Raw genomic sequence first — 21,743 nt, forward strand, 5'->3', positions numbered from 1 at the left:
CTTTAAAATTAATACATCGCGATATGATCCACGCGCATCGTGTCCTCAACGTCCACAATGCCGAAATGATTCTCCCAATACGTCTCTGTATGAAAACGCACGGGCAGAAACAGGTCCTTGATCAGTTCCAGCTTCGCCCGTGTGATCTCATTCTCCCGCTGTCCCACATAGAACAACAGTTCGTCCTTTTCCTCGCAGTTGGCGTAAATCGTCGAGTGCTTGAACAATTTGCGCATCGTATCCTTCAGCAGATACACCGCTTCCCCCGTCTCGTACAGCCGCAGCAGATTGCAGGCCACGACTTCCCGCTCCTCCCGGTTCAGCAGCTTCAGCCGGTCCCGGACGCCATCGCCGAACAGCCCCGCTTCCATATCCCGGAGCACGAAACGGATATAAAATTCCCGCTTGTTCATGCCCTGCATGAGGTCGATATCGGTCAAGAAATGCATCGCAAGATCGAACAGCGTGCGCCGGAATTCCGTATCCTCTTGATTGTTAATATCGAACAGATCGCGGAAAATATCGTAAAACCGGTAATACGGATTCACTTCGACCGTACGCTCTTCGACGGTGCGGGCATTCAGCGTTTCGGTGCTCAGCTCCATATAAGGCGAGTACACTTTGGCGGGGGCAAAATAAAGGTCGTCCTTCGGCGTGCCCGCGTCCGCAGCCCGAATGACCAGATCCCATACGTAATTCAAGCCCATTCCCCTTCGCAGACGTATTCTGGAAAATACATTTGGATCTCCGAAACGACGAAGCTCATCAAATCCTGCAAAATAAAGCTCCCGCTCCGGCGGGCTCTAAAGCGGAGCCGCATCCGTTTTTTGTCGTTCTCCACCCTCACGTTGTCGCTGATGAACGGGTTCATCCCGTAGGTGACTTCCTTCCCGTCCGCCTCGTCCATAATCTCGACCTGCACCAGTTCGAGATCGTCCGAGGCCTCGAAGGAGCCCGCGATCCGCGCTATCTCGCCCTTTGCCCGGACGACGACCGGATGCTTGCGGGAGAAACGGCCGGTGAAGCTGCTTTTCCGCTTGTTCGAAACGAGCTCGTAAGCCAGCCGACCGAGCTTCGTCGGTGTCGGCTGCGTAATTTTCAGCACGTTCCAGTTCCCGGATTTGTCCTGCGGGGACACGATGGTCAGCTCCTCCGGCATCCGCTTAATATACCGGATCAGCGCTTCATCCCCATCGACCAAATAGCCGTGCTGCGTCCCCGTTTTGCGCAAGGAAAGCACATGCTCGAAATTAATCCGGTCGGCGGCCGGTACCGGAAAGCCTACGTTTTTGAGCTCCAAGCACTCGATGTTCCACATCGGCACCATGTCCAGCTTTTTGTACGCTTCGAATTCCTCAAGGAATATCCGGATTTCAAGCAGCTCCTCCTCCGGACCCGAAGGCTGCTCCCCGCCGGTCCACAGCACGTCGAAAAACTTGCCCGCATACGGATGATTTACCGTCTTCCACGGCACGTTGTTTTTTTGGAAAATAAAATAGAGCTTTTCCAGCTCGCGGATATACGTCTGGTTTTGCCGCAAACGCACCTGTATGGACCGGGTGCCTCCTGTAGTAACGATTTCTCCCCGGAACGTGCGCTTGCCCCGAAGCAGCTCCTTCAGCTTGGAGTAATCGCACTGCAAAAACAGCGTCATCAGCAGCGCCTCTTCTCCGCGCTGCATTTGCTCCGTCACGCTTCGCAGGTCGCACGTTTTCGGCTCGGTGTCGGCGGCAAGCATCGGGTACAGAAACTCATGAATCGGATCGATCTCTTCCCGGGCACACAAGGTCACGTAGATGTCGTCCCGGTCCTCCTGGTCCTCCACCTCGTTAAACACGCGCTCCTCCAGCTTGCGGTTCAAGTCCTCCTGATACTCCACCAGGTTCAAAAAGACGCCCGTCACAATCTGCTTCAAGAGCTTGCGCTGTTCGAGATCCTCCATTCGGCTCAGCCTGTCCAGCAAGATGTCTTTCATGGGAACTCACTTGCCTCCTCCCTCAGTCTTCTCGGCCTGACCGCCGCTTGCCGCCGCTTTGGCTCCACCTTGACCGGCAGCCCCTTGGTTTGCCGCACCCGCTTCGCCTGCGCCTTGAGCTGCCGGAGCGCGTCCTCCGCCTCCCGCAGCTCCGTCGGCTCCGGCCGGTTGGGGCGGCTGCGGAGGCGGGTTCAGCTTCTCCTGGGCCTTCGTAATTTTCCGCTCGACGCCGAGCACCTTCTCCAGCATGTTGATTTCCTGATAGATCTCCTGCGCCATTGCGTAGGAGGTTACGGCCTGCTCGTAAGCCTGCGCCGTATAGCTCTGGTCGCCCTTCTTCTCCAGCTTGTCGGCGTCCAGCTGCTTCTTCTCTTTAAAGACGCCGGCAATCTTCGCGTCCGCCGCTTCCAGCTTCGACGACAGCTCCTTTTCCCCGCTTGCAAAATCGGCCTGCTGCGCTTCCTTTTTCGCTTTCGCGTAGGTTTCCTTGGCGCCTTCGTAATCCTGCGCTTGCAGCTTCTGATCCCCCTGCTTCATCAGCTCCGTAATTTGCTGGTAGGTGCGGGCTTTGGCAATTTTGCTCTCGATATCCTTCTCATCGTATACGCTTTGCTGCTTCGCTTCCTTCTGTGCCTTCTCGTAGCTGTCGAGCGCCTTGACATAATTTCCGTCTTTGAAGGAGCCGTCACCGTCCATGATGAGCTGCGCCGTCTTCTGCTTTTTGCCGATGAGCCGCATATGGACGACGTCGCTTACCTTGATCGCCGCATTGCGCGCTTCGCTGTACTCCTTGACCGCGCCCGGATAATCCTTCTCCTGCACCGCCTCGTCGCCGCTTTTTTCGCGCTCGAAGATGGCGGCCGCCGCCTCCACTTTGGCCTTGGCGGTTTTGTATGTATAATAATAGGCTCCTCCTCCCAGCAGCAGGAGAGGAATCAGCACCAGTGCGATCCTTTTTATGATTTTCCATTTCTTCTTCGGGTCTTCCTTGAATACTTTGTTGACATAAACGGCCGCAGCCGTATAATTCGGCACTTGCTTATTCTGCCGGCTGAGCAGCACATCCTCCAGCGTATCGACAAGCTCGGCCGGCTCCTTGACCTCTTCCAGCGAATCAAGCATCTCCGCGCCGTCTACGTTCTCCCATACCCCCGGCGTACAGAGCAGCAGGACATCGCCTTCGGACAGCAGCGTCTTCTTGGAAACGAACGGCTCGAAAGCGCCCGGCTTCCCCATATACCATAGCAGATTGTGCCGTTCCTCGTGCTTGTCCAGCCGATCCTCCGACAACTCTCCCGCCTCGGCCATCGACCGCGACAAGCTCTGATCCTTGCTTTTCGTATGCAGTCTTCCATTGCGAAATTGATACAGCCGGGTGTTCCCGGCCACCGCCCACACCATCCGGGTATAGTCCGTAGCGACCAGTGTCAGACTGACCTTACGCCGGACCCGGCGGCTTTCGATCTGCAGCAGTTCGTGCGCTTCCCACAAATACCGTTTCAGCTTGCGCCGGGATAGCGTCGGGCGATCGAGAAAACTGCCAAGGACGCTTTTGACGGCCAGCTCGGCGCTTTCCTTCTCCGTATCGGAATCGAGTCCCCGGGCAATCACATAGCAAGCTTTACCGTCCTGCTCCGTAAACGCAAAATAATCCTTGTTGCGGATAAACGTTCCCGCCTCGGATAGAAAGCTCGTTTTGAAATCGCTGTTTTCCTTACGCATCGGGTTCTACCAGCCTTTTTCCAAAATCACGACGGTCGCGTTGTCCTGGTGCGTGAGCTGCTTCCGCTCGATCGCTTCGATGATTTCCTGGGCGGCGTCGTAGGCCGAAATCGGCTTGGACAAAATGTCCTCCAGCTCCACTTCCGTGAGCGTATTGTACACGCCGTCGCTGCACAGGATGACTTTGTCCCTCTTTTGCAGCCGTACGGGCTCCGTGCCGATCTCGATATTTTTGAAGCCTTCGTAGCCCAAGTAGTTGACCAGATGGTTCTTCATCGGACTGTCCAGCGCTTCGTCCCGCGTAATCTCCCCGGATACAAAGCGTTCCTCCAGCACCGATTCCAGAATGTGCTTCTGATTGACGTCAATGAAGTCCCCGTTCCGGAAAATTTTGATGAGGCTGTCCCCCACCGCTCCCCAGTGAAGGTTGCCGTCTTCCACCACAACGGCGACCAGCGTCGTTCCTCCCTGCGCCCCTTTCAGGGTATGCATGATTTCCGCATTGCTCACTACAGCCGCAGTCGTGAAAAACTCGGGAAGCTCCTGAATATGCTCCAGCTTGAGAAACTGCTTGACGAACGTCGTCACGGCAGCCGTACTTGCCGCCCTGCCTCCCGACAGTCCGCTGATGCCGTCGGCCAGAACGGCGATCGTCCCGTGCGGGCTGACGAAGGTGGAGAAATAGTCGTCCTGCTCCTCGCGCGCCCCGATCGTCTGTCCGTTTCCGATCTCGACCTTCGGAACGGCGTTGTTCTGATGAAGCAGACCTCTCCTGATGCGGAACAAAACCACAAGGGTGCAGACACAGGCCCAGACGATAACGTAAGGCAGCCATTCGTGTTGTTCCGGCATGCTCATCATTCCTTACCCGATTGATCTTGATCCCACTCGAAATGCACTCCGCATAACGGAATGAACAGAAACTTGCTGTGTCCGAGCTGCACGACATCGTACGCGGTCAATTCGACCGGCGTATACACCGCTTCGTTGTTATGGTAAGCGAGCCCCGACGCATCGCCCGGCAGCAGGAAAAAGTTCCGCTTCTTCGGGTCGTACACGACGACTGCGTGATTCCGGCGGGAGATGGTGTTGTCCCCGATGATCCGGATGTGCATATCCTCGGCCCGGCCGATGAAATTTTTCTCCGCCATGATCCGGTAATCTTGTCCTTGCTGCGGTCCTTCGATACAGACAAGCCACCCGGTCACCGGCTCGATGCCTTCGGACTCCCCCAAATAAGGCATCGTCTTTTCGTCCTCCTGGACTCTTGTCGCTTTCTTGCTCTCGGCTTTGGAAGCCGGCTCCACGACCATGCTGCAATAGGGGCATACGCTGCCGTGCTTTCTCGTACTGAACATGTGTCCGTTGGCGCATCTTGTCAAACTCATTGATATCCATTCCCCCGTCTGCTTCTTCTCAAAGCTCAAAGCCGAAATGCCTTACTTGACCAACAGCCTCGTATTGGCAATGTAGATCGTATCGCCCGAATGCACTTGCTCGGGCTCGTCGCCGTTCAGCAGCCGCTTGCTGCTTTCGCCGCGTTTCTTGATGCCGACGCCGTTACTGGAGTCGAGGTCTTCGATGTACCAGTTGCCGGAAGCGTAATTCAGCACCGCGTGCTGCTTGCTGACCAGGGCGGCATACTCGGTACCCGACAAATCGATCTGCACCTCCAGATCGGAAGAGCTTCTCCCGATCAAGAGCGACGTCTCCCCGTGGATGTACCATTCCTTGATACGCTCGCCGTCATCGCCGAGCAGCGCCAGCTTCGTAATCGCCGCTTCTTTCTTGGCTTCGGGCGCCGACGCAGTCGTCCGCCCGTACTTTCGCCAAGCCATTCCCGTCAAACCGATGATGAAAAAGACGGCGACGAACAGCCTCAGGGCGACGTTGGTGTTCCATATATACGTATAAACCAGGGTAAAAGCCGAGACCAGCGCGATCAGCACGTTGACTACGGTTACCCATACGGATTTTTTTTCGCTCAACATTGGTTCCCCCGTTGGAACAGGATGTGCTTATTTTTTTCGAATGCCAAAATATTTCTCGAACATGGCCGTCGTATCGACCGGATTTTTCGTCTCGCTCTTGTTCTTGATCCCGGCTTCTCCACCTTTGGGATGATAGCCGAAAAAACGCTCGAATTGCTTTTCCATATCTTTCAGATCAAACTGGGGCTGGCCGCTCTCGGCGCGCCGCTCCTTCGTCTTGGTGCCGGCGCCGGATGACGAACCGGCTTTTCCTTCCTTCTTGCGGTCCAGACGTTCGTCGTAGGCTTGCCTCGCCGACGCGTCGGACAAGGTCTGATACGCTTCGGTCACTTGCTTGAACTTCAGCTCCGCCTGCTTGCTTCCACCGTTGGTGTCGGGATGATGAAGCTTGGCGAGCCGCTTGTAGGCTTTCTTGATTTCTTCGGGGGAGGCGCTGCGTTCGACCTCCAGAATCTCATAGTAATTGTTCATCGGATTCATCCTTACCGCCGGAAATGGAGAAAGTTAAGGGGCGGAACGGCCCCTTAACTCCTGTTGCTTGCAATAACCGGTCAAGCCGATTAGTTCGCGTATCCGCCTTCGATCGTAGCGAATTCCGTTTTGTCTTTCTTTTGCTTGATGAAGAGCGTGAACGTGCCTACGCCTTCCGTGTCGCCGAAGCGCTCTTGGTAATCCACGACGAACGCGTTCGGGAAGTAGATTTTGCGCACCACTTGGCTGGCAGCGATCACTTCCAGCGTCACTTTGCGGTAGCAGTCCGATTTCTCAGCCGGTACGAGCGACCACAGAGCAAGCTTCATCGTGTCGTCGGCGCTGTCGCCGTCCGTTGCGGTGATGATTTTGCCGGAGATTTTCAGGAACGCGCCTACGTCGGTCGATCTCGCGTTGGAGTCGTTCGGCGTATCCGTGTCGTAAATCACCGATTGAATGTTGTCCATGCCCAATTCGATTGTTTCTGCGCCTTCTACTTTCAGTCTGAAGCCCATAGATAAATCCTCCCTTAAGGTAAGTATGGTCCCCGACAGCGTATGGCGCTGACGGGATTTATGTTGAAAGGTGAGCTTGCGAAAGCTCTCCTTTAACAACCGCATAAGTTTGTTCAGCATCGTTACCCTTTAACCGGGGTGGTTCCTTTCGTGATCATCACCTCGAGGTTCTTCACGTTGCCGTTGAAGACCAGGTCGATATGGCACATGTTGCTCTTATCGTCGATAATGTAGCTCATGTCGTCCCCGTCCTGGATGATCGAGTTGACGTACCCCCGCGTGCCGAGCCATTTGCTCTTTTGGCTGCTCGGATTGTTGCTGAAAAATTTAACGATGTTGTCATGTTTGAAATCGCCGGTTTGGAAACGCAGGATGCGTTCGATGTACGTGCTGACCAGCGTCTTGTAGATCGAATCGAAGCCGTCGTCGGTCGACGCAAGGCTTCTCGCCTTGTAGACGGTAATGCGCTTGATGTCTTTGCCCTGCAGCTGCGCGTTCTCGGAAGAGAACACGAAGCCGAAGTTTTTCCGGTTGATCGAATCCTTGATGTTGTTCGTGAAGCCGGAAATTTCCTTCGCCATCGTCGTGATGGCACGCAGACCGTTCTCCCCGGCCTCGATATCGAAGCGCACGCCCGGGAATTCCCGGCTCACCGTCTTGAACGATTCGCGCAAATATTCCGGGCACTGGTAAGCCGCCACGATCCCCGCCGCCACATAGGCTGCGCCGATGTAGACGCCTTCGATCCAGAGCTTCAGAATGTCTTCCTTCTCCTGCGATAGCTTGACGCCGCCGTCTTCGGTTTGCAGCATTTTGCTGTCGATGACGACACCGGACTTGTCCTTCGGAATAATTGTGAAGTTCGGAACCGACGGTACCGCGAATTCGCTGAATTCTTTGCGGACCAGCAAGCCGCATTTATCGATATACTTGTCGATGCCGGCGGTAGCCATGCTGTTGAACGTCGTTTCTTCGCCGGTCTCGAAGCTGAAGAACACCTGTACCTTGAAGTCTTTGATCACCTGCAGCAGCATCGTGAGCGATTCCATCGTGTTGCCGTCCTGCTTGGCGACCTTTTCGTTGCCTCTGAACCGCTCCCGGCTCACCTTCGAAGCGCCGGAGGAATCGAGCTGCACCGAAGGAACAATGCCGAACCAGATCGTGTCGGTGAAATCGTTCTTCGAGTTGACCGTGTTCAGGTACGTTTCCAGCCTCGGAATGTTGCTGCTTTTCACGATCATGTCCAGCTTGGTGTTCGTGATCAGCATCGAAGGCTGCATCCCTTTGTTTTTGGTGGAGTATTGATCGAAGAACATTTTGATGCCCAACAATTTTTCCACCAAAGGCTTGACGGTCTTCACGAACTCATCCTTGGCATTCTTGTAGAACTCCAGATACGTGTTGTAGTTCTGCACTTCCTTCTCGGTATCGATCTCGCTCTGAACCGCAGGTAGCGGGCAGAACGTCCGCACGACCAGGTCTTTGACGTAGGCGGATGGTGTATCCGACACGGACTCGTAATCGTCCTCGAATACGTTGATCAAGCCGTTCGCGCTGCTGTCGTCCGCGATCATGAGCTGCATCGTGTCCGATTTCGGCGATTCGATAATTTTCAGCTCGCCGGAATCGCCGATCATCAGCATCCCGATCTGGATCGCTTCGGATTCGTTCTCCTCCTGCGCTCCTCCAAGAAGAAGGCGGGTCTTGATGTCTTCGATCGCCAGCGGAAGCATGGCCATGACGTTGTTATAGTTTTTGCTGGCGTCCTCGAACATGATGTTCAGCTTGTCCCCGAGGTCCAGCTTTTTCGGATCGCCGTCGTCCAGCTTGTCGTATTGCCCGTACAAATAATGGATTTCCTTGCGCACTTGGCGGATGTCGTCCATTACTTTTTTCGGAGAAATCATGTCGAGCAGGTTCTCGAACTTGAAGTCCACGTTAGGAATGCCTTGGCTGCGCTTCGTGTCGATGAGCGTGAACAGCATTTTCAGAAAATCGTTGCTTTGGTCGATCTTGATCTCCGAAATGCTGTCCTCGGCAATCCCTTCCGGCTTCTTGAGGGTATACATAACCTTCTGGTTGGCCGCGTTGAAAAACGAGTACACGGTCGGCGAAAACTTGTCCAAAAACTCGTCGAAGCTGCGAACGAGCAGATGCTGGTTAATCTCCTTGATCTTGTCGTCGCTCAAGCTGTCGATGCCTCTGACGTCCCCGACGATCGTGACGAGATCGAGCTTTTCCGGGTTGATCTCTTCGAAGAGCATGGTGCGGTTCGTTTGATTGATGATGTCCATTGAGCTGTCGGCTATAAAAACTTGCCGGAACCGGCGCATGATTCTTATAGCCTACTCCTTTCCGAGCATTTTTGGATGAAGGCCGAAAACACAGGTCTAATCATAGAGTCTGATGTTTTATTTTGTCAACTATGGATATTTATAGTCTTTTTATCCTAGTGAATTAAGTACTATTTTCCCATTTTTGAGCAAACACATTTATTTTTTGGACCTTCTGTTATATGCTGAATTAACCATATAAACCCATCCTTTCATTCCCTTTTTCATCATCTCCCCTTCAAAAATGTGTCTAACTTAACAAAACTGTATTTTTTTACTATTTCCCGCTGTACTAATTTTTCGGCAAAGTCCTGCCGATAGTTTAGAGCAGTTTTGGTGTACTTTCACACATTTTACAAATGAAGGGTGATTTTTTTATGTTTGGGGAAATGCATACAAGAAGGCGCGTCCCGGTCGGACTGCGAATTTTGGCGATTGCTGTCGTACTGGCGCTGCTGTTCGTTCCTCTCGGATCGGCGTTGGCCGAAGGCGATACGAATCCGGGATTCGACGCGGTGTTCGTGATGGACGTCAGTTATTCGATGAACGCGACGGACCGGGACCGGATCGCTGCGGAAGTCATCAAAATGTTTATGGACATGAGCGAGGCATCCCGCACCCAAGTCGGGTTCGTCGCCTACAACCATAAAATTGTCGAAGCGCAGCCGCTCGCCCCGCTAACCCAGGAGGAGCAGAAAAATCTGCTCAAAAAGAAAATCGCGGAGCTGCGTTTTTCCGGCTATACGGATCTTGGTCTCGGGCTGAGCAAAGGGTCGGAGCTTGTCGGGAGCGGCAAAGGCGGCGGTCGTCCGTTTATGATTCTGCTGTCGGATGGCGGCACGGACTTTGGACCTATTTTTACGGGAAGATCAGTCGAGGATTCGAACAAAGACGTGGAGCGTATAATCGCGGAAGCGCAGGCGAAAGGCTACCCGATCTACACCGTCGGGCTTAATCATGACGGCTCGGTCAACGCGCCGCAGCTTGAAGCAATCGCCGCCAAAACGGGTGGCACGTCGTTTATTACGGAGAGCGCAGGCGATCTGCCGGAAATTTTCAACAATATTTTCGCCAAGCAAATCCGCTCCGTGCTCGTCCCCGTCGCGGCCGTCACGGCCACCGGGGAGCTGCAGGAAGTGACGGTCAACATTCCGAACGGCAGCATGAACGAAGCCAATATCGTGCTGTTGTCGGAGCATCCGATCGCCGAAACACACCTGTATTACAATTCGAAAAACATCCGGTTCGTGAAATCGGACAAATATTCGCTGCTCAAAATTCCCCAGCCGCAAAAAGGCGCCTTTCTGCTGAAATTCAAAGCACGGCCCGGGGATTTCGTGAAAATCAGCCTGCTCGGCAACTACGGCCTCAAGGCGGGAATGGAGCTTGCCCAGCCGGTCAAGGGCGTGCCGTCGACCGTTTCCGCCTTCCTGCTGCATCAAGCGGACGGAACCAAGCTGGCCGACGCTGACGTGTATCAATCGATGAAAGCCGAACTGATCGTGAAGGATCTGAAAACGAATAAAGAAGAACGGACGCCGATGAAGCTGAACGGAAACGGCTTCGAAACGCAGACGATTTTCCCTCATTCCGGCAAGTATCAAGCCCGCGTGTTTCTGAGCAGTCCGGATTTTTACCGGGAGACGGCGGTCAGCGAGTTGGATATCGCGAACACGGCGCCCGAAGCGATCGGCAGCGGGGCCATCGAGCTGACGAAGGAAGACGGGGACGCCAAAATAGATCTTAAGAACTATTTTCGCGATGTAAATCAAGACAAGCTGAGCTATACGATCGCCTCCAACAGCAACGCCAAGCTGGCCGACTTCGCGGTGGACGGCGATACGTTAACCGTCTCTTCCATGCATGCCGGCAAGGCGGTCCTGACGATGACGGTAACGGACGACGAAGGAGCTTCCGTCACCTCAGACCTCGTCATCAGCGTGCACTCCGTTGTGCAGCGTTATTTGATCATCGCCGGCATCGTGCTCGCCGTGCTCCTGGCCGCTTGGGCCGTTTATTGGCTGCTTCGTCCGAAGCCCCGCTTTGCCGGAAGGCTGGAAGGGTACTTCCTCAATACGGCGAGCGGCAGCGACATTCCGGTGAAGTACTGGCCTCTCGCTTCGTTCGAGAAACGGCAGATCAGCCTTCGCGAGCTGTTCGCCAGCCTCGACGTCAACGAGCCGCTGCCGGAGGCGGAGCACGTCATCATCGAAGCCGGGAAGAACGGCACGATCCTGCTGCGGCACAACACGCGCTGCACGATTGAAAAAGGCAGGACGCCGATCCCCCGCAACAAAAAGGAATCGATCAGCTACAACGAGAAAATTTATATCACGTTCGAGGACCATTTGACGGAAATCGAGCTGCGGTATAAAGAAGTAAAACCCAATGCCCTGTAACGGGGGTTGGGTTTTTGCCGTTCCATCGCGGGAGAAGCCTAGGGAATTCGGAGTGGATGCTCGATGGGGTTGGGGAGAACGCGTCGGGCCGCTTTTCTCCCTTCGGGGCGCATTTGGGACGGAAGCTGTCTGCCTCCTCGTGCCCCTCAACATTCGGGACGGAAGCTGCCCGCCATTACTCGTGCCCCTCGACATTCGGGCGGAAGCTCCCGTTACTTTTCCGGATCATTCGGCCAGAACTGCCGTTATGTTCCGGGAACGATTTTGAATACCGTTTGAGTCGCTTTAGAAGCCACGGTGACACGATTGCACGGCTTACACGCCTTAGAGGAACTACGATGCGCTATCCGGAATTATTGCGCTTTCCCCAGGAACATAGCGGAACTCGGGACACCTTAATCGTGTCGAAAAATATTCCGCAACGCTTGTTGAGCATCGATAACGCATCACAGTTCCTCTAAGCGGAGGTACAGCGGACAAATGAACCGAATAGTGCCCCCGCAGTTCCGCTATTTTTCGGAAACGGCCGAAGGCGGCTCCAAGCGGTTCCGCCGCATCCCGGCTTTCAGACGCATATATTCCAAGTGCAAAGCTGCCTTAAGCAGCTTCAGCGACGGGCATCTTCTGCGCGGCTGAACGGCAAGCCCCCATCGGATCATCCCCGACAGCAGCAGGCCGACCTCCGGGTTCGCGCTTCTCGCGCTTTCCATGCGGTCCTCGATCAGCCGCTCGGAAACGTCCGCCGGCACGAGCCCGGTGAAGCTGTAATATAAAACGGCGGCGGCGCTGTATAAATCGGCCTTTTTCCCTTGCCGGGCCTTTTCCGAATACAGCTCTAGCGGGGAGAAGCCCGCCGTTGTAAAAATCGGACGGACGTCCGGCTCGGCGAGCGATACGGCCGAACCAAAATCCAGCAGCACCGGCCGGCCTTCTTCCGAAATCATCATATTCCCCGGCTTCAAATCCCGGTGAATGAGGCCTTGCCGGTGTACGACGTCCACCGTATCCAGAAACGGCAGCAGCACGTTTCGGATCAAATGCGCCGCCGAAGGCTTCTCCTCCCGGATAAAGTTCACGAGCGACTTGCCCGAGCAATAACGGGTCACCAGATAGCTCGTCCCGTTTTCTTCGAAATGGTCGATATATTCGACGATATGCCTATGCCGGAGCCGGCTTAGAATCGAAGCTTCCCTCCGGAAAGCATCGTTCAGCCCTTCAAACTTCCGGCGGCTCGAAGGACGGCGGCATATGACCGTTTTCCCGTCCATATCTCTTAAAGCTAGGCTCCCGGGATAAAATTCCTTGATCGCAAGCCTTTCTTCTCCTTCCGCCGGGCTTCCGATGTAAACGATGGACAGCTCGCTCGAAGCCAGCCGATCTTCAATCCGGTAGGTGCCGCCTTTTAGCAGCGTATGCCGCTGAAGACACACATCATCGAGGTCTGGGGTCATCCAAAATTGCTCCTTCGTTTCGAACATTCGCCTTGATTCCGTTGAGGCGCGGGCCCGCAAGCCCCTTCCCCATCTTATCACAAGAATCAAAATTGGGAACCATTGGATTTTCTGCGTCTGCGATCGAACGCACGCGAAGGCTCCGCAGGCGGCAGCACTGGCTGCTTACTTCGCGAAACCCCGAAATAATGCCTTGATTGTCCCGGCAAGGTGATGACTTCCGCCCCTCGACTCCACCTTCTCCAACATTAAAGCGACGAGCAGCTTCGGCTTGTCGGTATCGTAAGCGACGAACCAGCCGTTCTCCTGCCCGGACTCTCCCTTCTTTTGCTTCAGTTCGGCCGTACCGGTCTTGCCCGCCAGCGTCAGCCCGTCGATTCTCGCTGCGCGGCCGGTGCCTGCGGGATTCTGGATAACCTCCTTCATCTGCTCCGTCAGCATGCGGCTCACCTCGGGGCGGATCAGTCCGCTTTTCCACACTTCGCCGGTCGTCCGGCCGTCGTATTCGAGCACCGGCTTAATCATATTGCCGCCGTTGACGAAAACCGTATAAGCATCCGCCACATGCAGGGGCGACATGACGACCTCCCCTTGACCGTAGCCGGAGTCGGCCAACAGAACTTCCTTCTTAATGCCTGCGTTCGACAGCGACGAGACGTCCACCGCCAGCGGCAGCGGCAGCTTCTCGCCGAATCCGAACTTGCCGGCGGCCTTCTCGAAGCGCTCCGCTCCCAAACCTAGCGCGACCTGAGCAAAATAGATGTTGTCCGAATACATCAGCGCCTTCGTCAAATTCACCGCGCTCGCCGCCTCGGACACCCTCGTAACGTAGTAGTTCCCCCACGACGAGTCCTTTTTCCACTGCTTCCCGGTAATGGTCTTCTCTTCATTCGGATCGAGCATCCCCTGCTCCAAAGCGATGGCCGCCGTGATCGGCTTGAACGCCGACCCGGGCGCATAAGCGCTGGCGTATCGGTTGAACAGCGGCTTGTCCGGGTTCTCCGTCCATTTCTTCCACTGCTCGGTCGAAATGCCCGAGATCCAAAGATTCGGATCGTAGGACGGGGTGCTGACCAGCGCAAGCAGCTCGCCGGTCAGCGGCTGCATCGCCACACCCGCTGCCGCATCATTCTCCAGCTCCCGGTACATCGCCCGCTGCATGCTGGAATCGATCGTCAGCTTCACGTCTTCGCCGTCTACCGCATCGCGCTTGGCAAGCGTCACCTTGTCGCGGCCCTCCGCATCCGTAATGTAAATGCGCTGACCGTCCCAGCCGCGCAGCCGGTCCTCCAGCGTCAGCTCAAGCCCGGTTTTGCCGATCCAATCGTCCGGCCGGTAGCCTTTATCCTTATGCTTCTTCAGCTCCTGTTCGTTCAGCTTGCCGACATAGCCCGTCAAATGAGCCGCCGCCGCGCCGAGCGGGTACGAACGTACCTGCTTCGTCCGGTAAGCCGTTCCTTGTACCATAAACAGCTCGGTTTCCCGCGGGTCGTCTTTGGGGACTAGCGCTATGGGGACAAACAGCTCCGGCTTCACCCACGAAGCGCCGAGCTTCGCCTGGATATCCTCCGGCTTCAGGTTCAGCAGTGCCGCCAGCTTGCTCACGGACTCGTCGGACGGCTGCTCCATTTTTTGGGGCACGAGGCCGACCTCCCATTGATCTTCGTTGATGGCCAGCCCATGGCCTTGCCGGTCGAGAATTTCTCCCCGCTTCGCCAGAAGCGTCTGCACGCGCACCTTGTCCGTGTCCTTGAGCTTCGGAAACAGAAACGACGAAGACCAGTCCACTCCCCAGGCGCGCTCTTCCTTGCGAAGCGTCGCCGTCTGGTCGAACTCGATCGGTCCCGCCGACGTCTTCATTTCCACATGCAGCTTGTACCGAATTTGATCGGTCTTCGCATTCGGGTCTTTCTCCGTCGGCGCCGCCGTTATATTCAGCTCCGTTAGTCCGATTCCTTCATAAATGTTTTGGTGTCGGCTGACAAACGCGTCTTGCGTGACGGATTCTTTAACATGGTTCGTCAAACTAGGATACATAGCCGCGTAATCTCTTTTCTGCCAAGCGGCGACGAACGAATCCATCACCTCTTCCGGCGGCTTCATCTCCGGCTTGCAGGCCGCGAGCATCAGCAGCAGCGCGACAAATAGGACGCCCCATATGACGCCCCTCGCAACTGTTCGATGGGTCAATCTCAGCACTCCCTCTCTCTATCCACTCGTTTCTATTGTAGCCAAACGCAGGCGGAAGGAGAACGGATAGCTTCCTGATATTTCCCTTACGAAACGCTGACCGGGACCCGCCGGAAATGGTGGATACAGCTTTTGGCGCGGTGGTATAATCGTCTTATTCCATGGATCTGCGGGGGAATGACCAATGAAAATCATAATTGCGCCGGATTCGTTCAAAGGCTCGCTGTCCGCGCTGCAGCTGTGCGGAGCCGTGAGCTCCGGCATTCGGAGCGTCGTCCCGGATGCCGACATCGTCGAGCTTCCGGTCGCGGACGGCGGAGAAGGCACGGTAGACAGCCTTGTGCATGCTTGCGGCGGTACCCGGGTGGAGGTGCAGGTCCGCGGTCCGCTCGGAGAGCCGGTCACGGCCGTCTACGGCATCCTGAAGGACGGCACCGCCGTCGTCGAAATGGCGCAGGCGTCCGGGCTGCCGCTCGTTCCCGAAGCGCGGCGCAACCCACTTGCCGCCTCCTCCTACGGGACGGGCGAGCTGATTCGGGCCGCATTGGACCGCGGATGCCGGCAGTTCCTCATCGGGCTCGGCGGCAGCGCGACGAATGACGGCGGCGCAGGCATGCTGGAGGCGCTCGGCGTCCGCTGGTACGGAGCGGACGGCGTCCCGCTGCCCTCCGAGGGCGGAGCGCTCGCCGAACTCGCCGGCTTCGACGCCTCCGGCATGGACCCGCGCCTCGCGGAATGCCGCTTCGTCGCAGCGACGGACGTCCGCAATCCGCTCTGCGGGCCGGAGGGCGCTTCCGCCGTCTTCGGCCCGCAGAAGGGCGCGACGCCGGACATGACGCAAGCGCTGAATCTGGCGCTGCGGCAGTGGGCCGACGTCATTTGCCGGCAAACCGGCATCGACGTGCTGACGCTGCCTGGCGGCGGCGCGGCCGGCGGCATGGGGGCCGGGCTGCATGCGTTCCTCGGCGCGCCGCTTCGCTCCGGCATCGACATTGTGCTGGAGAAGGCGAAGTTCGAAGCGCAGCTTCGGGACGCCGACTTAATCTTCACTGGCGAAGGCCGGTTGGACAGGCAGACGCTGTCCGGCAAAGCAATTGCGGGCATCTGCCGCAAGGCCCGGGAGGCGGGAGTGCCGGTAGTCGCTTTGTGCGGCAGTCTGGAGCTGCCTGCGGATCAGTTGGACGAGCTCGGACTGACGGCGGCTTTTTCCATCGTACGCAAGCCTTGCGACTTGCAGGATGCGGTCGGGCATGCCGCAGAATGGGCAAGCGAGGCGGCAGCCCAAATGATGCGCCTGCTACAGGGCGTCAGACGGCGATAGCCGACATTTGGTTTGGAATCTTTTCGTCTGAATCCGTGAAATTTCGATTGAAATTTTGCGCCAACGTGATAGGATAGGTCATAAATGCAACTTCATTCATCCGGGGAGAGAAGTACAATGAGCATACCAAAAGCATTAACCATTGCCGGCTCCGATACAAGCGGCGGCGCCGGAATTCAAGCCGATTTAAAAACGTTCCAGGAACGCGACGTCTACGGAATGACGGTTCTCACGACGGTCGTCACGATGGACCCGAACAACCAATGGCACCATGGCGTTCATCCGGTCGCTTTGCCTACCGTCGAAGCCCAACTGCAAACCGTGCTTGACGGCATTGGCATCGATTCGCTCAAGACGGGCATGCTCGGCTCCGTCGAGCTGATCGAGCTCGTCACGCGTACGCTCAAAGGCAAAGGGCTGCAGCGTATCGTTGTGGACCCTGTAATGGTCTGCAAAGGCAACGACGAGGCGCTCCATCCCGAATCTACGGTAGCGCTGCGGGAGCTGCTCGTCCCGATCGCGGACGTCGTCACTCCGAATTTGTTCGAAGCGGCGCAGCTTGCGAACCGTCCGCCGATTCAAACGGTGGAGGACATGAAAGAAGCGGCGCAGATCATCCATGCGACAGGCGTCAAATACGTCCTGATCAAAGGCGGCGCGAAGCTGAATCATCCGCAGGCGGTCGACTTGCTTTATGACGGAAAGACATTCGAGCTGTACGAATCGGATAAAATTTCCACCACCTATACGCATGGAGCCGGATGCACGTACTCCGCCGCGATTACGGCCGAGCTTGCCAAAGGCGCCGACGTCAAAGAAGCGGTCGATACCGCAAAACGGTTCATCAGTGCAGCCATCCGGCACGGCTTTCCGCTGAACGGCTTTGTCGGCCCGACCCGCCATTCGGCGCTGCGCCAGTTCGGGTAAGCCTGTCACCGATTTTGTCCATATCAAAGAGCCTGTCTCAGTCCGAGACGGGCTCTTTATACTTTTTGCCAACGACCGCGTTACGGCACAAGCAAGCTATCCAGATGCCGCGCAATGATCCCCGCAATTTCTTCCGCTCTTACGACCTCGGACGCGATGACGCCGTGTACGACCAACCCGTCCACCAACGCGTGGAACCGCTTCGCTTCCATCTCCGTGTCAAGGCCTGGCTTCAGCAGCTGCGACTGGCCGAGGGATTCGAAAATCTTACGGAACACACCCCGCAGCGAGTCGTGGATTTCCCGGCTCAGCGGCATCAAGCCCGGCTCGGTCAAAGCAAAAGTCGAAAAGGCGATCCAGATTTGACTTTCCGCCAAGCGGTCTTCGTCCAGCGGCACGATTTGACCGATAATCGTTTCGATATTTTCCCGGGGATCGCCGTCCTGCGGAAGCGACTGTATACGTTTTTTTATCCGTTCGGCGACCAGCCGCATGGAGAAAGCCAATAAAGCCGATTGCGAATCGAAGTAATGACGCAGCGAGCCAAGAGATATGCCGGCTTCCTCGGCGACACTGCGCACGCTGACCCCTTCCAGCCCTTCGCGGCGAATAATCCGCCACACCGCTTCCGCCAACTGCTCCCGTCGCTCTTCATGGTTTACGATTTTAGGCATGCCCCGATTATAGCACGGTTGTTTTTTTTAATACAACAATGCTAAAATAAACCCTGCTTAGCAATACAAGTGTATCAAAAAAAAGAAAAGAAAGGACTGACTGTATGACGATAGCCGCATTTATTATCGGTTGTGAAATTGGCTTCTGGGTGTTTGTCGTCGCCGGACTTGTCTTCCGTTATATTTTGGGTATGAAACGAATCGGAGCTCTTTTGCTGGTTGCCACGCCGGTGGTCGATCTGGTCCTGATCATTGCGACCGTCATTGATTTGCGCAACGGGGCGACCGCAAGCTTCGTACACGGCCTCGCCGCCGTCTATATCGGCGTATCCATCGCCTGCGGTCACCGGATGATCCGGTGGGCCGACATACGGTTCGCACACCGGTTCGCAGGGGCTCCGGCGCCCGAACCAAAGCCTAAGCACGGCGCCGCCCATGCCCGCCGCGAGCGGCAGACGTGGTTTCTTCACCTGCTGGCCTGGATCATCGGCTGCCTGGTTCTGCTCGGCATGATCTGGTTCGTCGACGACGAGAGCCGGACGGCGGACTTGTGGAGCATGATCTGGCGCTGGGCGGTCATACTGGGGATCGACTTTATATGGAGCTTCAGCTATACCTTCTGGCCCAAAAAAGCATAGCCGGATTTGGCTGAAACCTTGTGCCCTTCTCGCTCGTAAGAGTAAGACAATCGTATATTTTTCAAAAGGAGATCGATGCTCATGCCTCGCCTAAAAATCCCCCGTTAACCCCGGGGACCGCCGCCTCCGTTCGAAGCGATGCGCGAAACCAACCTCATATTTTACCAAGGAGTGTGCAAACGAATGAACGGACCACAGGCGGTAACCAAAGAAGAAAGACGGGCCATTGCCCGTGAAATTGCCGACCGGCTTAAGCAGGTTTACGGCGACAACCTAAAAGCGATCGGCCTCTACGGCTCCATGGCGCGCGGCACGGACGGGCCGTTCTCGGACACCGAGATGCTTTGCGTTCTCCGCTCGGGAGACGAACCGGTCGACTTCAGCCACGAATGGGCGGCCGGGGCCTGGAAAGCGGAGGTGAACGTGTACAGCGAGGAGGAGCTGCTGCAGTATGCGCGGACCGTCGAGGATACATGGCCTCTGTCCCACGGCGCCTTCCTTACGGCTCTGCCGCTGTACGACCCGGACGGCTTTTTCGATGACCTGAAAGCAGCGGTCCAGTCACCGGACGTAGCCGATTTCCGGGAAAATATCCGCAGCATTCTGGTCGGCGAAATGTTCGAATTCGCCGGCAAATGGCGCAATGCCAACGCCCAAGGCCCACGGACGTACCTGCCTTATCTGGCCATGGAAACCGTGCATTACGCCGCGATGCTCATCGGGCTGCATCATCGGAGAACCTACTCTACGGGAGCCAAGGTCATTCCCGAAGCAATGACCTTGCCCGACCGGCCTGACGGCTTTGACGCGCTGGCACAGCTCGTGCTGTCCGGCGAGCTATCCGACCCGGACGGTGTCTTCCTGGCGTGCGAGGCTTTCTGGACTGGCCTGCAAGCGTGGGCGGAAGAGCATGACTATGCGTTTATCACGGAACGAATTCCATTTTAAAAGCAATTCGGCACAAAGGCCCGCATCCGCTGCGGGTCATTTTCTATGCTTGCAACATTTTTATATTGACTGTACGTTCAGTCATAAATTATACTAAATCTGCAAGGACCATGGCACCTTTTTCCATCGCTTCTATTACGCGTCACGGTCCGGTCATCATTTTATCCGCTGTTGCGGAAAATACGTCGGAGGAGGAATCACGATGGATCTTCACTACGAAATTTATGGGGCGGGCGACGAGACGATTGTCCTGCTTCACGGGGGCGGGACAGATATGCGCACCTGGCAGTTCATCCTTCCGAGGCTTGCGGCGAACTATCGGGTTATCGCATTCGACGGACGGGGAGCCGGACAATCGCCGGCGCCTGTCGAGCCCGCCAATTACGTCGAGGATGTAAAAATGGTTCTTGACCACTTCGGCCTGGAAAAGGCCATACTAGTCGGCCACTCCATAGGCGGCCAGATTGCCGTCGACTTCGACCTGACGTACCCCGAACGGGTATCCAAGCTCGTGCTTATCGCCTGCTCCGTCACGGGCTTCCAGAATGCGCCGGACATTGAGGAGCGGTTCCAGCGCGTCCTCGCCGCGGCGCCGGATGTAGAGAAAATGACCGAGTTTTCGCTTGATCTTCCGTCCTATGACGTCGTCAAAGCAAGCCCGCACCACCTAGAGCTTATGACCGAGATGATTAGACACAATATCCAGCGATGGTTCGATTGGAAAAGCGGCGAATCGGTATGGCCTCAGCCTCCTGCCATCGAAAGGCTGGACCGGCTTGCGGCGCCGACTTTGTTCATGATTGGCACACTCGACCGCCCAGACCTGTTCCCGCTCGCCGAGCAATTCGGTCAGCTTCCGAATGCCCGCCTCGTGTGGATCGACGGCACGGATCATATGCCTATGTTCACCCATCCCGACGAGGTCTCCCATACGATTTTGCAGTTTCTGGAGGAGTAACGACATGCCCCGAACGCCGGAGGAAAACGAACAGATTCGCCGCGCGCCCGAGATAAAATTTTACAAGCGGCCACGGAGCTTTTTATCGAGAAAGGGTTCCATTCCGCCTCCATCGACGATGTAGCCAAGCGAGCGGACATTTCAAAGGGCCTTCTCTACAACTATTTCAAAGGCAAAGAGGAACTCTTGGCCGCTATGGTCGATCTTCGTATCGAAGAGGTGCTTGAAGTGATGCAGGCCGCGGTCGCCAAAGAAACCCCTGCCGAGCAGCTGCGCCATATCGTCGAAGGGGCGCTGGACAACGTCCGCGAGCAGCCGGAAGTATTCCGCTTCTATCTGAACTTATTCACCTGTCCGAGACAAGATGAGGTCGTTGCCAAGCATGGAAACCGGCTGCTGGGCGCCTACGCGGAGCAGTTCGAGGCCCAATGCGAAATGTTCGAGAAGCTGGGCGCTCCCGATCCCCGGAAACGGTCACTTCACTTCTCCTCGACGCTCCAAGGCATCATGCTGAAGTATACCAATTATTCTTCGGGATTCCCGCTGGACGATATGAAGGCGCAAACGCTTGTGGCAATCGGAATTTGCAGCCGGACGGCTCCTGACTCTCCCGCAGCTTCCGCTCCGTCGATACGACGGCGGCGGGAGCCCCTTTTATTCCAAGCCCTCTTCCCTTGTTCCAACAACGCCATCGAACGGTTCGTTGCGCTCCAGAGCACGGTTCAGCTTTTGCAGCATATCCCCGATCCCCCTGCTCCCGACCAGCGGAAAATAAATCCGTGTCTCCCCGGAAAACACCTCGGGAACGATCCCGGTGAACTTTTTGCCGCCGAGCACGACAGCTTCCTCAAAGCGGTCCAACCGTTTTTCGCTTACTTGACGTTTCAACTCGTGCAATGAAATGATTTCCGGGTGCCCGCTGCCAAAGGCGACATTGTAATTTTCATCGAGCCTATCGTCCGGAAGCAAAAAACCGTGCTTGGCCGACAATATCGCCCAATGATCAAAATAACGGTCCGCATACGCCTGACATTTTCGGTGAAGGGGCGAAATGTACGCCTGTTTGGCCGGGCAAGGACCTGACGGTGCTGCGGCGGTATCCCATATTTTTTTGGCTCCGCAAGGAATGATGCACAGTCTGTTCACGTTCGTCCCGCTCCTTCCGTCGTTGCGCGCAATAACCTGCGCTTCCTTAGCTGTCTGCCGCTATTGCTTCGCCGCGGGAACGGT

19 protein-coding genes are annotated in these 21,743 nt (G+C 56.1%); 6 read left to right on the plus strand and 13 right to left on the minus strand.

Translation table 11 applies throughout. The annotated features are described in order from the left end of the window. Window positions 1-8: 8 nt before the first annotated feature. From ET33_RS08155 to ET33_RS08195, 9 genes are all read right to left on the minus strand, one after another. Window positions 9-707 carry a hypothetical protein gene (locus ET33_RS08155; protein ID WP_036679116.1) on the minus strand — a complete coding sequence of 233 codons (699 nt, stop codon included), beginning with the start codon at window positions 705-707 and terminating at the stop codon, window positions 9-11. Continuing rightward, on the minus strand, window positions 698-1,975 hold the full coding sequence (locus ET33_RS08160) for a hypothetical protein (protein ID WP_036679118.1): 1,278 nt from the start codon (window positions 1,973-1,975) through the stop codon (window positions 698-700). The genes ET33_RS08155 and ET33_RS08160 overlap by 10 nt, the downstream gene beginning before the upstream one ends. Before the next feature lie 6 nt (window positions 1,976-1,981). Next, a complete protein-coding gene (locus tag ET33_RS08165; RefSeq protein ID WP_036679123.1) occupies window positions 1,982-3,697 on the minus strand; it encodes a PP2C family protein-serine/threonine phosphatase in 1,716 nt (571 codons plus the stop codon). Window positions 3,698-3,703: 6 nt separating this feature from the next. After that, a complete protein-coding gene (locus tag ET33_RS08170) occupies window positions 3,704-4,555 on the minus strand; it encodes a PP2C family protein-serine/threonine phosphatase (RefSeq protein WP_036679126.1) in 852 nt (283 codons plus the stop codon). After that, on the minus strand, window positions 4,555-5,085 hold the full coding sequence (locus ET33_RS08175; protein ID WP_036679129.1) for an FHA domain-containing protein: 531 nt from the start codon (window positions 5,083-5,085) through the stop codon (window positions 4,555-4,557). Before ET33_RS08175 ends, ET33_RS08170 begins: the two co-directional genes overlap by 1 nt. Before the next feature lie 51 nt (window positions 5,086-5,136). Then, on the minus strand, window positions 5,137-5,688 hold the full coding sequence (locus ET33_RS08180; protein WP_036679133.1) for an FHA domain-containing protein: 552 nt from the start codon (window positions 5,686-5,688) through the stop codon (window positions 5,137-5,139). A gap of 27 nt (window positions 5,689-5,715) precedes the next feature. Further along, window positions 5,716-6,159, minus strand: coding sequence for a DnaJ domain-containing protein (locus ET33_RS08185; RefSeq protein ID WP_036679137.1), 444 nt, complete (start codon window positions 6,157-6,159; stop codon window positions 5,716-5,718). An 89-nt stretch (window positions 6,160-6,248) separates the two neighbouring features. Next, a complete protein-coding gene (locus ET33_RS08190; protein ID WP_010497257.1) occupies window positions 6,249-6,674 on the minus strand; it encodes a hypothetical protein in 426 nt (141 codons plus the stop codon). Between the two features lie 122 nt (window positions 6,675-6,796). Then, entirely contained in the window at window positions 6,797-8,968 is a 2,172-nt protein-coding gene (locus ET33_RS08195; protein WP_036679873.1) for a zinc-binding metallopeptidase family protein, read from the minus strand. Window positions 8,969-9,384: 416 nt separating this feature from the next. On the opposite strand from ET33_RS08195, the gene ET33_RS08200 reads away from it, so the two are divergent. Next, on the plus strand, window positions 9,385-11,406 hold the full coding sequence (locus ET33_RS08200) for a VWA domain-containing protein (protein ID WP_036679143.1): 2,022 nt from the start codon (window positions 9,385-9,387) through the stop codon (window positions 11,404-11,406). A gap of 509 nt (window positions 11,407-11,915) precedes the next feature. Here ET33_RS08200 and ET33_RS08205 read toward each other — a convergent pair. Beyond that, on the minus strand, window positions 11,916-12,857 hold the full coding sequence (locus tag ET33_RS08205; RefSeq protein WP_036679876.1) for a serine/threonine protein kinase: 942 nt from the start codon (window positions 12,855-12,857) through the stop codon (window positions 11,916-11,918). A 165-nt stretch (window positions 12,858-13,022) separates the two neighbouring features. Continuing rightward, window positions 13,023-15,047 (minus strand): penicillin-binding transpeptidase domain-containing protein, encoded by a 2,025-nt coding sequence (locus ET33_RS08210; protein WP_051775185.1) that lies wholly within the window; start codon window positions 15,045-15,047, stop codon window positions 13,023-13,025. Window positions 15,048-15,231: 184 nt separating this feature from the next. Between ET33_RS08210 and ET33_RS08215 the strand changes: the two genes are divergently transcribed. After that, window positions 15,232-16,368 carry a glycerate kinase gene (locus tag ET33_RS08215; protein ID WP_036679147.1) on the plus strand — a complete coding sequence of 379 codons (1,137 nt, stop codon included), beginning with the start codon at window positions 15,232-15,234 and terminating at the stop codon, window positions 16,366-16,368. Window positions 16,369-16,485: 117 nt separating this feature from the next. Continuing rightward, the gene (gene pdxK / locus ET33_RS08220; RefSeq protein ID WP_036679149.1) at window positions 16,486-17,295 is read left to right on the plus strand and encodes a pyridoxine/pyridoxal/pyridoxamine kinase; all 810 of its coding nucleotides are present in this window, start codon (window positions 16,486-16,488) and stop codon (window positions 17,293-17,295) included. Between the two features lie 80 nt (window positions 17,296-17,375). On the opposite strand, the gene ET33_RS08225 is transcribed toward pdxK, so the two are convergent. After that, window positions 17,376-17,969, minus strand: coding sequence for a TetR/AcrR family transcriptional regulator (locus ET33_RS08225; RefSeq protein WP_036679152.1), 594 nt, complete (start codon window positions 17,967-17,969; stop codon window positions 17,376-17,378). 104 nt (window positions 17,970-18,073) lie between these two features. Here ET33_RS08225 and ET33_RS08230 point away from each other — a divergent pair, with 104 nt between their 5' ends. The 3 genes from ET33_RS08230 (at window position 18,074) to ET33_RS08240 (ending at window position 20,513) form a co-directional block, all read left to right on the plus strand. Further along, a complete protein-coding gene (locus ET33_RS08230) occupies window positions 18,074-18,607 on the plus strand; it encodes a hypothetical protein (protein ID WP_036679155.1) in 534 nt (177 codons plus the stop codon). A 183-nt stretch (window positions 18,608-18,790) separates the two neighbouring features. After that, window positions 18,791-19,555: an ANT(4')-I family aminoglycoside nucleotidyltransferase gene (locus tag ET33_RS08235; RefSeq protein WP_036679158.1), complete on the plus strand. Its 765-nt coding sequence runs from the start codon at window positions 18,791-18,793 to the stop codon at window positions 19,553-19,555. A gap of 202 nt (window positions 19,556-19,757) precedes the next feature. Next, on the plus strand, window positions 19,758-20,513 hold the full coding sequence (locus ET33_RS08240; protein WP_036679162.1) for an alpha/beta fold hydrolase: 756 nt from the start codon (window positions 19,758-19,760) through the stop codon (window positions 20,511-20,513). Between the two features lie 654 nt (window positions 20,514-21,167). Here ET33_RS08240 and ET33_RS39670 read toward each other — a convergent pair. Continuing rightward, window positions 21,168-21,659 carry a DUF6884 domain-containing protein gene (locus tag ET33_RS39670; RefSeq protein ID WP_081890250.1) on the minus strand — a complete coding sequence of 164 codons (492 nt, stop codon included), beginning with the start codon at window positions 21,657-21,659 and terminating at the stop codon, window positions 21,168-21,170. Window positions 21,660-21,743: the final 84 nt, after the last annotated feature.

The sequence above is a fragment of the Paenibacillus tyrphae genome, assembly GCF_000722545.1.
GTDB classification, from domain to species: Bacteria; Bacillota; Bacilli; order Paenibacillales; family NBRC-103111; genus Paenibacillus_G; species Paenibacillus_G tyrfis.